This is a genomic window from Paenibacillus sp. oral taxon 786 str. D14, assembly GCF_000159955.1.
GTDB classification, from domain to species: Bacteria; Bacillota; Bacilli; order Paenibacillales; family Paenibacillaceae; genus Fontibacillus; species Fontibacillus phoenicis.
This window is the reverse complement of record NZ_GG695974.1, coordinates 119275-132350: the sequence shown is the minus strand read 5'-3', so window position 1 is coordinate 132350 and position 13076 is coordinate 119275. Positions and strand designations below refer to the sequence as shown.

Genomic DNA, 13076 nt, shown 5'->3' with positions numbered 1-13076 from the left:
GGGACGCGATAGACCGCGCCCCTTGCTTAAACTTCCTAAAACTTGATCACTCCGGTGGTATGCAACAGCACAAGCACGACGAGTACCGGCGCGATATACCGAACCATAAACAGCCATAACCGGAACCAACCGGACTTGAGCCCCGCGGCTTCCGCGGCCTTTTTCCAAAAGTACCCTACAAAAAGAGTCGTAATCAAGCCGCCGATCGGCAGCAAAATGTTCGAGGTAATGAAATCAAGCCAGTCGAAGAAGTTTTTCCCGCCCATGTCCGACAAAGCCGGTACGATCCCAAAGGACAAGACGGAAGGCAACCCGATCAACAGAACCAACACGCTGATGATCGTTACGGATTTTCCGCGCCCCCATCCCCAGCGGTCCATGACGAAGGTGACCGGCACTTCCAGCAACGATACCGCGGAGGTTAGCGCCGCAATCGCCAGCAGGACGAAGAACAACCCACCGAAGAAGGCGCCAAACGGCATCGCCGAGAACGCGGCCGGCAGTGCGATGAAGACCAAAGACGGCCCGGCATTCGACTCTAAACCAAAAGAAGCGGTTGTCGGGAAGATGATCAAGCCTGCAATAAACGCATAGATCAAGTCCCCAGCCCCGATCGCCAGCGTAGCCGCGCCCAGGGATTGGCGCTTGTCCACGTAAGCCCCGTAGGTGAGCAAAATCCCCATCCCCAGCGATAACGAGAAGAAGGCATGTCCCAAAGCAACCAAAGCCGCCTCCGGACTCAGCTTCGAGAAATCCGGTTGAAGGAAGAAGGAAACGCCCTCCCCGGCTCCCGGCAAGGTTAATGCCCGGATCATCAAAATGATCAGAAGGACGACGAGCCCCGGGATCAGCACCTTATTGAATTTTTCAATCCCGCCGGAGATCCCTTTCCCTACCACGATGGCGGTAATCAACACAGACGCCACCTGCCATACGAGCGGCATGAAGCCTTGGATGAACGAGCCAAATTTCCCGCTATAGTCCGAATCGACATACAAACCTCCGCTGAAGGACTGAACCGCATAATGGAGCGTCCATCCCGCAACGATGACATAGAAGCTCAAAATAAGAAATGGAGCGATAACTTGCAGCAGCCCAAGACGGCCAAACACTTTAGGACCGCCGGCTTTTACAAAGGACGTGGATGCACTTCCGCGCCCTGAGCGCCCAATGGCCAGCTCCGCTAACAACAGAGGCAAGCCGATCAAGATCAAACAGATAATGAAGATCAGGAAGAAGGCAGCTCCCCCGTGTTGGCCTGTAATGTACGGGAACTTCCACATGTTGCCGAGACCAACGGAACTGCCGATCGCAGCCAAAATAAATCCGGCAGAAGAGAATCGCTCATTCCGCCCCTCGCCGAGCTGAGTTTGCTTAGTATTCATAACAACCCCCATATATTTTTATATTTCTCTATTATAATGAAAAAGGCTGGAGGTATGGATATGAAATTTTTCCTTTATTTCATAACTTTCTCTCGATATTGTCCCGGCGTAATCTGTTCAAACCTCTTAAACAGCCGAATAAAATAGGACGGTTGTAACCCCACCTGCTCCGCAATTTCATTCACTTTCATATCGGAGTCACGAAGCAGTTCCTTCGCCTTCTCAATCCGGAGAGCTGTTACATAATCGATGAAATTTATGCCGGTTACCTGTTTGAACAAGCGGCTCAGCGTATAAGGCGTGGTATTAAAATGATGCGCGCACGCTTCGAGCGAAATCCCTGCGGCGAACTGATCCTTCAGCATCGCTGTTACCTGTTCGATGAGCGGCTTCGCCCGGGCCGTCTGATCCTCGCTTAACTTCTGGGCATACGGAAGGATAATTTTTTGCTGAAAAAAACGGACGATCTGCTCCGGCTCCCGAATTTGATTTAATTGCTCAAACGGGTTGTCACCTTCGTATAACTGGTGAGGCTGGTAGCCGGTCTCCAATAACGTATGCATGATGCTTCCCAGCACCTGCATCACGCCTTCCTTCAGCAGCTTCTCTTTGCCCGAATGCAGGACCAGCTCCGAGATAAATGCCTCGATCAGCTGCATCGCCTGCTCGCATTGCCCCATCCGCAACGCTTGAAGCAGTTCCTTCTCCAAAGCAAAGGGATAATGAACCTCTTGTGGCGTATAGGGCAGAATCTCCTCTAAATCAAGCACCTGGCATTGTTCCTTTAGATCCCGATAAAGAATCGCGTTCTGGAGAAACGGCAGCATTTCCGGAATATCCTTGATCTCGTTGGTTAACCGGCCAATGCAAATCGTCGTTTGCATCTTAAGCAGCGAACTGATTGTACGGACTAAATCCTCCGCCAAGCTGAACAGCTCTTCCTTGACATGCGGTTTTCTTGTTTCGGACGGAAAAGAGAGCAGGATCCCCACGGTGAGGTCATGGAAATGGATAATTTCCGCCTGAATGCCCCGGCTTCGCACCATTTCCTGTGCGATGTTGGCCGCGGCGAAGGAGACCAGATATTCATCGTTCTCCATAAAACGGTTGTCTGCTTTGGACACCCCCGTGACCCGCGCCAGCATAAGCCCAAACCACTGCGATTCCGATGACCATCCAAAGGTCTCTAACCTTGCACGGATTTCCGGCTCCTTCAGCGAGTAAACATGCCCCTGCACCAGCTGCATCATAAAAGCGGCCCTCAGCGAGGGATACGCTTGCTTCAGCTTCGTCTCCAAGGCTTTACGTTCTTCGCTCAAATGGTTCCACTGGTTGGCGATATAGTCCAATTCATCTCCTACCTCAGACCCGGGGTCCGGCTTCTGCGTTTTGACCAGGCGAACCAACCGGCGGATTGGACGGTAGAGCCGATGCGAAGCCATCCAGGAGAACAGACAAGCCACGATCAGCCCGACGCCTCCCATCCCCAAAATAATTCGGGAGATAATCACGATCGGCGCGGTGAGTTGCGACAGCTGCATCGTGGTGACGTATCTCCAAGGTTCGCCTAAGCGGGAATATTCCCCGTAAGAGATCAAATAGGATTTATCTTTCCATTCAAATAGATAAGAGCCGGTCTTCTCCTTCCTCAGCATGACGCTCTCCTGCACGGCAAGCTCCAGCTCCGCATTCTTCCGGTTCAGGGACGACGGGGAGACCAGCAGCGAGCCATCCTTCCCCATCAAAAAGGAAGCGCCCTCATTATCAACCGACATGCCTTCCACCATTTGCACCAGCTTCGACTGATCCAAATAAAAAATCAGCGCGCCGTATGGCTTGCCGATACTCGGCAGCTTATGGACGAGAGCCACATAAGGGCCTGCCCCTTTTCCGTTTACCTTCGTTAAGTCGAACTGCCAAAACTCCGCTCTGCCTTGCTGCAGCAACCCGTGAAATTGCTTCTGTTGCCGGACATCGGTCACTGGGACGATCCCTTCAATATCCGATACGATCACCGGCTTCTGCCGGTCTAAATACAAATAGACTTGGTCAATTAAAGGATAGGCTCCTTTCATGACCCCCAAAAAACGATAAAGGTTATGCGTCACGTTATATTCGTCAATTAAATCAATCTCTCCGAGCCTTCCGTCCAGACGACTGTCCAAGGACCACTGCGTCGCAGCCAGCTCCAGTTGGGCTAAATTTTCGTTCATTCGATCAATTGTCTTCACCAATAAAGCGTCATGATGACGCGTGATTTCATTTTCCATATAGGCACGGCCAGCGATGTAGAACGTAATCCCTATAATCACGGTGGGCAGGCTGGTGACACATAACACCAAAAATAAGCTTCTTCGAAAAAAATGGCTCTTCTTCATAAATCCCCGCCTTTCCGTAGTTTCCATTGGTACTCCCTATCTTACTATAGATGGAAACGAGGAAAATCCCCCGAAAACCATATTTTTGGTCTCGGGGGCTGGGTCATTATTCACTTTTTGCACGTTTCTGATAGGCTTCGTTCATCTCTTCGGTAATTTTGAGCAAATCCGGATCCGCCTTCAATTTCTCCACGTATTCATCCCAAGCGCTGATTGGTTCTTTCCCCATCATCACCTTGGTTTTCATATCTTGAATTTTCTTGCGCAGCTCCGTCCCTACTAAGGTGCTGGTCTCCGAATACAGTCCGATCGCCGGATCCCCAATGCTGATTTTCGCTTTCTCGTCGATAATTTTCTTGTTCCGTTCCAGGACATCAAGCGGCATTCCTGTACGATAAGCCCGGAGGTAGGGATCATATTTCAGAAAAATTTGACCCAGCGCCTGCTGAGCGACAATATCCTTCTGGGCTTGCGGCGTCGCTAATTTGATGCCGTTCTCCTCGGTATAGTGCACATCCTTGAAGCCGAAGTTGGCCAAGTCGCTTCCTTCCTGGCTTGCCCCATAATCCATCAGCTTCAGCAGCTGCTTCATTTTGTCTTCGGGAACGGTTTTGGGAATCGCAAACATCCCGAAAAATCCGCTGTCTTTATTGGAATACCCGTTCAGCGAAACCAAGGGCAGGAAGTCGGCTTCAGGAATCGTTTTACGCAGCTCTTCCGTAGGCTCCCAAGCCGCCTCCACCGTATCCTGGAACCCGCCGCCGCGATTCGATTTGAGCAAGTCCTTGGACTGCGTATTTTTTAATACGGCAAAATCCTCCGGAATCAGCTTTTCCGTATAAGCCCGATTCAGCCAAACCAGACTCTCTCTGACTTCAGGCAACAGGTTGAGCTTGCCGTCGATCAACTTCCACTCGCCGTTCACTTGGGTGAAGCTGTTCTGAAGCTGACCGAAATTGGCCATCCCGTTTTGATCCACAAACCCGATATACCCGATCGTATCCTTCTTCCCATTTCCGTCCGGGTCTTGCTCAACGAACGCTTTAAGCACTTCATAGAGCTCGTCGGTCGTGGTTGGAACGTCCAGCTTCAGCTTATCCAGCCAGTCCTTACGCAGGTAAGTGAACCCTCCGCCATCGGTAGGGCGCGGACGCGGGATGCCGTAGTTTTTACCGTCAGCCTGCTTCGTGTTTTCCCAGGATTCTTTGGGGTACTGCATTAAGTTCGGGTAGTCCTGAAGATACGGGGTCAGATCCCAGAAGGCACCTTGCGCCACCATCCCCCGCACTTGCGCATTAAACGGGTCATCCAGCAGGATGAGATCCGGAATATCGCCGGAAGCCAAGGTGACATTCACTTTATCCCCATAGTTATTGGGAGAGACCCAGGTGATATTCAACTTGGTATTGGTCCGCTTCTCGAATTCTTTGACGACCACATTATCCGGTCCCGGAGGCTCCGGCGTGTAATACATGGTCATAATGCTTACCTCCAGCGGCTTGGTCGGGCCCTCCGAACCGCTGGATCCCGACTTCGTGCCAGCTGAACAAGCGGATAGCAACAGACTCACGAGCAAGGTGACACTCAACAAGACGAAACTCTTTTTTTGCATGACGCATTGACCTCCCTATTCGAATAAATAGATAAGACTATTCCTTGACCGAACCCACCATGGCCCCTTTGGCAAAATGCTTCTGCAAAAAGGGATACACGAGTAGAATCGGAACGGTCGCGATCACTACGGCCGCCATTTTCAGCGTCTCCGGCGGAATTCGCTGCTCGGACATCATTTCCGCCGCAACGGAACCCCCGGCAGCGGTTGAAGCATCGATGAGCATATTTTGCAGCAACACTTGGAGCGGCTGCTTGGAGAACTCGTTGATATAAAGAAGCGCCGTAAAGAAGGTGTTCCAGTAAGCCACGGCGTAAAACAACCCAAATGCAGCCAGCGAAGGCAGCGACAAGGGAAGAATGACGCGATACCACACGCTGACATCATTGCAGCCGTCAATTCGGGCCGCCTCCTCCAGACTGGTTGGGATACTGTCAAAAAATCCTTTCATCAGGAGGACGTACCACCCATTGGTCAGCACCGGGAGAATCAGGGACCAAATGCTATTGATCAGGTGCAGGTCACGGACCAGCAAATAAGGCGGGATGATGCCAGGATTAAACAACGTGGTCAGTAAGATCAGCAGCATGATGACTTTCCGCCCCAGCAAGCGCTTACGAGAAATCGCATAGGCCAAGCAAGAGGTAATTAACAGGCTAAGCGCCGTGCCAACCAGCGCCAGAAAGACGCTGTTGCCGGTAGCGTTTAAGAATGCATTGGTGGACATTAAGTATTTATAAGAATCCAGGCTCCACTGTTTGGGAAACAGTTGAAGTTCGCTGGAACGGTACGCGGACGGTTCCGTAAACGAAACGACAAACACGTAGTATAACGGAAAAAACGTAATCAGGCTGATGATGCCGAGCAGGATGGCATTAACGGCTTGAAACATCCGATCACGGCTGCGATAACTCATCCGGTTAGTACACCCCTTCCTCGCCAAACTTCTTAGCCAGCTTGTTCGTCCCAATGACGAGAATCAATCCCACCATCGACTTAAATAAACCAACGGCCGTACTGTAACTAAATTGTCCCTGCTTCACGCCTAGACGATACACATACGTATCGAAGACGTCGGCCACCTCTGAGACGGCCCCGTTCATCATGAGGAACACTTGCTCGAAGCCGACATCCATAATGTGACCCATGCGCAGAATCAGCAAAATCACAATGACCGAGCGGATGCCGGGCAGCGTAACATTCCACATTTGGCGGAACCGGCCCGCCCCATCGATTTTGGCCGCCTCGTAGAGCTGCGGATCTATGCTGGCCATCGCTGCTAAGAAGATAATCGTTCCCCACCCGGCATCCTTCCAGATGGATTGGGCGGTGAGCATGGCCCAGAAATAATTTTTACTGGTGAGAAAATCGATTTTCTCAAAGCCCAAACTCACCAACATTTGATTAACCGCTCCATCTCCCGTTGAGAACAAAATGAAGGTAATCCCTACAATAATGACCCAAGATAAGAAATGCGGCAGATAAACGATGGATTGTACAATTTTCTTATAAGCCTGCTGCCTCACTTCGTTGAGCATCAAGGAGAGTAGAATGGGCAGCGGAAAAAAGAAGATGAGCGACAACGTGTTAATTGCGAGCGTATTTCGAAACAACATAAAGAAATCAGGATTGGAGAAAAACCGCCGGAAATGCTCCAGTCCCACCCAAGGACTGGCCAACACACCCTGATAAGGCGAATAGTTCTGAAATGAGATGATGATTCCCCACATCGGAACGTATTTGAAGATCAGAAAGTACAGCAGGCCCGGTAGTGCCAACACATAAAGAAATTTATCCCGGATCAGGATTTTCCCAATTTGTCGCAGCCGGTGACTGCGGGCCCTGGTTACAGGCGTTGTCCGTTTTGTAATCGGTTCCAAGGAGGAAGCCATGTTTCCCTCTCCTTTCCCTTTGATGTTCGATGTAATCACTCTAAGATGCCCGTCAATTTCCAGCAATCGCTTATTTTTGCAGGCGGGCAGAATGAAGGAAATTCAGGATTGGCAGTACATTTCCTGGAATTGATTATTCTTGCAGGGCGGTTGATAAAAAAAAGACGCTGAAATGATCAGCGTCTCTCCTGCTTAAACCTGTTTAAGCAGATGCTTATTTCTTAGCGGTATACTTGTGTATAGCCGGTGCGATTGGGGTGGCGATCGCTATGATGCACCTTCTGCTCGCTCCAACAAGCCCATTTGGAGACAGGTGGTCGTTGATAAGGCTTTTTCCCCGGTCTCAAACCGGATATGAACCCGTTCCCCGTTCACTTGAACGATCATACCTTTTCCGAAAGCCCGATGGACAATGGATTCCCCTTCCCTTAGCTCGGCCAGATTTCGGATGGCGTTGGGGTTGACCTGCGATTGAGCGGGGATGGGGGGTGAAGCCACGGATGAAGCCGCGGACGCTTGGGGTGGAAGTTGGATGTACCTGACGGATGCCACGAACCTCGACTCCGTCACCTCTACCCCATCCCGTTTCTTGTAAGTCAAAAGCTCCAGATGCTTCTTCGCCCGGGTCATCCCCACATAAAACAGCCGGGTCGCCTCCTCCATCATTTCCGCGTTCTCCTTATCCGCCTTAGACGGGATGATCCCCTCAACAAGATCGATCATATACACTCGCTCGAACTCCAGGCCCTTGGAGCTGTGCATTGTCGAGAAGGTGACGGCATTTTGCCCTCGCTTGGACCTTGCCGTTCGCAAGGCAGACTCCAGGTATTTTAATCTGGCGGCAAACTCCTCCATGGTATGTAGCCCCGCCGCAATTTCCTCCAGCGTGTTCAGGATGCCGATCAGATATTCCATGCGGAACCCCTTCCACTCGCAAATCTTCTCAAGGGCTTTCTCATAGCCCAAGCGATCGCGGATCACGTGAATGGCATGCAGCGGCGGCATCCCCTTCATTTCCTGAAACGTTTCCTTGCACATCTGCAGCTGCTTCACTTGATAATCCTTCAACGGCACCCGATTCAGCAGATTATCAAAGACCGATTCGTCATTCTGGATCTTGAGCAGCGCCGCCATCTGCTCCTTGCTGATATAACCATTAAATTTCAGATGGATTTTCTCCAGAATATCGGGACGTTTATCCGTGAACGTCATCCGCATGAAATTCAGGATATCCTCGACAACCCAATGGGAAAAGAACCGGTTATCCGCATCCTTCATATAAAAAGGAATGCCCGCACGATCAAATTCGTTCATTAAAGCGATGGATGAGGAATTATTCCGATAAAGGATCGCCACCTCGGCAAGGTTCTCGATCTGCTGAATCTCTTTCGCCAGATATTTGGCCTGATCGCCGTAATCGTCCAAGCAGCGAATCTCAATTGGCTTATGCGGGGGATTCTGGGTGAACATCTTTTTCGGGTATCGGTCCTGATTGCGCTGGATAAACGTGTTGGCGACGTTCACGATATCCGGGGAAGAGCGGTAATTTTGCTCCATAAACAAAATCGCCGCCTCCGGATAGACTTGCTTGAAGTTCAGCAAATACGCAGGATCCGCCCCTCGCCAGCTGTACAAGCTCTGATCATCGTCGGCGACGACGCATAAGTTACGATGCTTATGCACCAGCTTCTCGATAATCGCATGCTGCACCCTGGACGTATCCTGGCTCTCATCTGTGAGGACATAATCATAACGCCCCTGATACCTGCGAAGCACCCCTTCATTCTCCGCCAGAATCCGTTCGCAAACCACCAGCATGTCGTCATAATCAAGCAGCAGCGACCGGGTGCCAGACTGCTTAAAGAGCTCGTACTCCCGCAAGATCCGTTCGGCATGGGGCACCTCTACTTTGACCTTAGACCATTGCTCGGAGGGGATCATTTTATTTTTGATAAAGCTAATATAGGTCGTCAGCTCATCTAACTGGTCATCCGTAATATTCTCTCCGGCTATCGCTTTAAAGAGATTCCGCAATATGATCTTCTTGTGTAGCGGGAGTTGCTCCGAACCGCTGGTTTCTTGCTGGGCCGCGTCGATATCGCCTTCGATGATCTGGAACGGCGTCTGGGTCGCACGGAAATGCTCTCGCACCACCTCGTAAGCCAGGCTATGAATCGTGGAGAAATCAACAGGCGTCAGCTCTGGGAAAAAGGCTTTAAACCGCTCCTTCATATCGTTCGCCGAAGCGCGGCTAAACGTTACCGCCTTGATCCTTCTGGGAGGAACCCCCTTCTCCTCGATCAGATACCCGATCCGCATAATGATCGTTGTGGTCTTCCCCGATCCCGGTGAAGCTAACAAAAGCAAGGGTCCCTCTGTTTGAAGGACCGCTTGCTTCTGGATTTCATTTAATTCAACACCTAATTCTTCGTTCTTGCGAAGGAAGAAGGAATTTGCTTTGTTCATGATGACTGCCCTTTCGAATGTTCCGATTGCATTACCTACTATAACTCAATTTTGCTAGAATGACATCTCCTAGTCATCATGATTAACTTCCACTTGAGTAAAAATCAATGCATATGATATGCTGATTGGAAATATTTTCTGGGAGTGTGGAGATAATGGGCACTACAAATATGGATCCAATATTAATAGAGTTCCCTGAAAGCTTCGAAAGTGAGCGCTTATTGATCCGTGCGCCATTATGGGGAGATGGAGCGGCCATAAATGAGGCTGTTAAAGAGAGTATTGAGCAATTACGGCCGTGGATGCCCTGGGCACAAAGCATCTCAACGATCGAACAATCCGAGGCAGACATACGACGAGCCCGATTGCACTTCCTAGAACGTAAAGATCTGAGGCTTATTCTAGTACATAAGAATACAGGTCAAATCGTTGGCAGCAGTGGTCTCCATCGAATCGATTGGCAGGCACGTAAATTTGAAATTGGATATTGGGTGCGTACCTCTTTTGAAAGACAAGGTTACGTAACCGAAGCCGTAAATGCCATTACGCGTTTTTCCTTAGAAGAGCTGCACGCCAATCGTATTGAGATCAGATGTGACTCACGTAATACACGGAGTGCAAGAGTAGCCGAACGCTTGGGCTTTAGATTGGAAGGAATTCTACGTAACGATGCATGTGCGGTTGATGGTTCGCTAAGGGATACCATGGTATTTTCGAAGGTTCGCGGGGTTGAGTTTTAGACTATCAGCTGTTTGAAATAAAGAAGACACCCGGAAGAATTCCGAGTGTCTTCTTGAGTTTAGGCTCTTTTCTTATGAGGCAAGAAGAAAATAAACACAAGCGATACAATCGTGAAGCCCACTGACCACATAAAGGTATGGTTAAAAGCTGTATTCAGCGTTGAGATATCGTGAACGGATTGGGCGTTAATTTGATTCTGTAAGATGACGGCAAAAACAGAAGCTCCAAACGCACCCCCAATTTGTTGGAGGATCCGGGTCGCGCTGCTGGCATGCGGAATCAATTCCTTAGATAATCCCTCATAGGCGGTTGCCATGATGGGGAGCATCAGGCCCCCAAGTCCTCCGCCGCGGACAATCAGGGAGATCGCCAGCAGAACCTCGCTGGTATCGGCTGCCCCCTCGCACAGATCGATAATGCGCTTGACAATGGTTAATCCCAATCCGGTCCCCGTCATGGAACGGGAGGGATCGCCTTGGTAAAATTTATCAAACATGCGCCGCATCCGTGGTGGAAAATCTGGAGATCGCACGAAGAATGCACCGGATCTCCGACCGAGGAGCCGTTGACCGTGTCATTCAGAAGCTCGATCTGTGGGTGGACGAGAGATTGACGCCATTCGGCACATTCTTTCAGAGCATGGGTGTTCTACCATAATTGACCTGTTTTTGCTTTAGGCTCACTCTAGTCACTGACCGTCTGCTCAGCAAACTCATCTAGCATCTTCCGCACTTCATCGGTTGACGTTGTGCTCATCAACTGATTTCTTAATTCACTTGCCCCGCGGAACCCTTTGACATAAACCTTGAAAAAACGTTGCAGCGCCTTGAACGGACGCGCCTCCAATTGTTCGGAATACTGATCATGGAGATCCAAATGCAGTCTTAACAGATCAAGATATTCGGTAGTGCTATGCTCTCTCGGCTCTTTTTCAAAGGCAAATGGGTTCTTAAAAATCCCTCTTCCAATCATGATCCCATCCACCCCATACTGTTCTGCCAGCTTCAAACCGGTTTGCCGGTCCGGAATGTCTCCATTAATCGTAAGCAGGGTCTGTGGTGCCACTTGATCTCGAAGCGCCTTAATTTCCGGAATCAATTCCCAGTGGGCCGCAACTTGGCTCATTTCTTCTCGGGTGCGCAGGTGGATCGACAGATTCACAATGTCTTGCTTCAAAATATGGGTCAACCAATCCCGCCATTCCTCCACCTCGTTGAAACCAAGTCTCGTCTTCACGCTTACAGGCAATCCCCCGGCCTTGGCGGCTTGGATCACTTCGGCGGCAACCGTAGGACGGAGAATTAAGCCACTCCCCATCCCATTGGTGGCCACATTCGGAACCGGGCACCCCATATTGATATCGATCCCCTGGAATCCTTGCTTCGCCATACCGATACTCATCTTTGCAAAATACTCCGGCTTATCGCCCCATATATGCGCCACGATCGGTTGTTCATCTTCGGTAAAGAGCAGACGCCCGCGTACGCTATGATTCCCCTCCGGGTGACAATAGCTCTCCGTATTGGCAAACTCCGTGAAGAAGACGTCCGGTCTGCCTGCTTGACTCACGACATGACGAAACACCACATGCGTCACATCTTCCATTGGTGCAAGTATAAAAAAAGGCCGCGGTAAATCACGCCAAAAATTTCGGTTCACTTCAACCTCAAATCCTCTCGTTATAATACCTTATCTATTATATAATCATCCCCACTTTCTTCAAATGGTCATGCATGCAAGCTCCGGGAAAAGTAGCAGGATCGAAGCTGGGTTAGCGTTGAAGGAGAAAGAAGTCGCCCTCAGGCATGATGACGGCCAGGTGCAGAAGCCTTGGAAGCGGCTATAGGTAATTAAAAAAACAAAAACAAGACCCACCCAAACCAGACGTTTAGGTAGATCTTGTTATCCTCTACGCCTTAGTATCTGCCGCCATAGCTCTTATACTGAGCGTAAACGGTATTTGCATATTGGTCGGCCAGAATCGGGCGGCCATAGGAATCCGTAGCACCCGGATACCAATAATCTCCCCCGTTATAGTGCAATAAGCCGTTATAGATGCTGCCGAATCGAACAATCTTCTCATTCAAAATCAGTGCACCCATATATACCTGATCCTGCTCACTGTTGTGATTATAGGCATGGCCATATTTCGCACTAAATTGAGATAAATACGCATTCCGCGTGTTGGGTTCAACCTGCATCAATCCGTCGCCGGCTGAGGGACTGCCCGATAAACCATCTCCAAAGTAGCTTTCCTTCTTGATCACGGCGCTTAGCAATAAAGCAAAATCTCCGCCTTTGCCATAGGCATTATCCGCATTCATCACATAGGTCCAGATGCGGCTCGGAACTTCCGCTGGTTTTGTTACTGTGGAAGGCGGGGTTGTTGGTGGTGGGGTTGGTGTAGTTCCGCCGCCGCCGCCGCTTAACGACCATAAAGCAGGAACAACCGGGGGTTCCCAACCGACGAGGGAAGTATGCGCTTGAATACAAGTATAAGTACTTCCGTTATAAGTTACGGTATCGTTGACTGCATAGGAAGTATTTGGAGCCCATGCTCCTCTGGAGGCTGCACTCGCTGGAAGAACTGCGAAAAATGTAG

General features: G+C 50.1%; 10 protein-coding genes. 1 reads left to right on the top strand and 9 read right to left on the bottom strand.

Annotated elements, in window-relative coordinates; translation table 11 throughout:
* Nucleotides 1-35: 35 nt before the first annotated feature.
* The 6 genes from POTG_RS09245 to POTG_RS09220 all read right to left on the bottom strand — a co-directional run bounded on the left by POTG_RS09245 (nucleotide 36) and on the right by POTG_RS09220 (nucleotide 9733).
* On the bottom strand, nucleotides 36-1397 hold the full coding sequence (locus POTG_RS09245; RefSeq protein ID WP_009224566.1) for a sodium-dependent transporter: 1362 nt from the start codon (nucleotides 1395-1397) through the stop codon (nucleotides 36-38).
* Between the two features lie 62 nt (nucleotides 1398-1459).
* A complete protein-coding gene (locus POTG_RS09240; protein WP_036644888.1) occupies nucleotides 1460-3763 on the bottom strand; it encodes a helix-turn-helix domain-containing protein in 2304 nt (767 codons plus the stop codon).
* A 106-nt stretch (nucleotides 3764-3869) separates the two neighbouring features.
* Nucleotides 3870-5375, bottom strand: a complete 1506-nt coding sequence (locus POTG_RS09235) for an extracellular solute-binding protein (RefSeq protein ID WP_009224564.1) — start codon at nucleotides 5373-5375, stop codon at nucleotides 3870-3872.
* 37 nt (nucleotides 5376-5412) lie between these two features.
* Entirely contained in the window at nucleotides 5413-6291 is an 879-nt protein-coding gene (locus tag POTG_RS09230; protein WP_036644887.1) for a carbohydrate ABC transporter permease, read from the bottom strand.
* 4 nt (nucleotides 6292-6295) lie between these two features.
* Complete coding sequence (locus tag POTG_RS09225) at nucleotides 6296-7267, bottom strand: ABC transporter permease (RefSeq protein WP_050769732.1); 972 nt, start codon at nucleotides 7265-7267, stop codon at nucleotides 6296-6298.
* A 267-nt stretch (nucleotides 7268-7534) separates the two neighbouring features.
* A complete protein-coding gene (locus POTG_RS09220) occupies nucleotides 7535-9733 on the bottom strand; it encodes an ATP-dependent helicase (RefSeq protein ID WP_009224561.1) in 2199 nt (732 codons plus the stop codon).
* Nucleotides 9734-9888: 155 nt separating this feature from the next.
* On the opposite strand from POTG_RS09220, the gene POTG_RS09215 reads away from it, so the two are divergent.
* Nucleotides 9889-10473: a GNAT family N-acetyltransferase gene (locus tag POTG_RS09215; RefSeq protein WP_036644885.1), complete on the top strand. Its 585-nt coding sequence runs from the start codon at nucleotides 9889-9891 to the stop codon at nucleotides 10471-10473.
* A gap of 59 nt (nucleotides 10474-10532) precedes the next feature.
* Here the strand turns inward: POTG_RS09215 and POTG_RS24750 are convergent, their stop codons facing one another.
* From POTG_RS24750 to POTG_RS25250, 3 genes are all read right to left on the bottom strand, one after another.
* Nucleotides 10533-10970: an ATP-binding protein gene (locus tag POTG_RS24750; protein ID WP_036644884.1), complete on the bottom strand. Its 438-nt coding sequence runs from the start codon at nucleotides 10968-10970 to the stop codon at nucleotides 10533-10535.
* Nucleotides 10971-11158: 188 nt separating this feature from the next.
* A complete protein-coding gene (locus tag POTG_RS09205; RefSeq protein WP_050769731.1) occupies nucleotides 11159-12079 on the bottom strand; it encodes a tRNA dihydrouridine synthase in 921 nt (306 codons plus the stop codon).
* A gap of 311 nt (nucleotides 12080-12390) precedes the next feature.
* Nucleotides 12391-13076 (bottom strand): carbohydrate-binding protein (locus POTG_RS25250; RefSeq protein WP_009224556.1); only part of this gene is annotated, 686 nt, incomplete at its 5' end.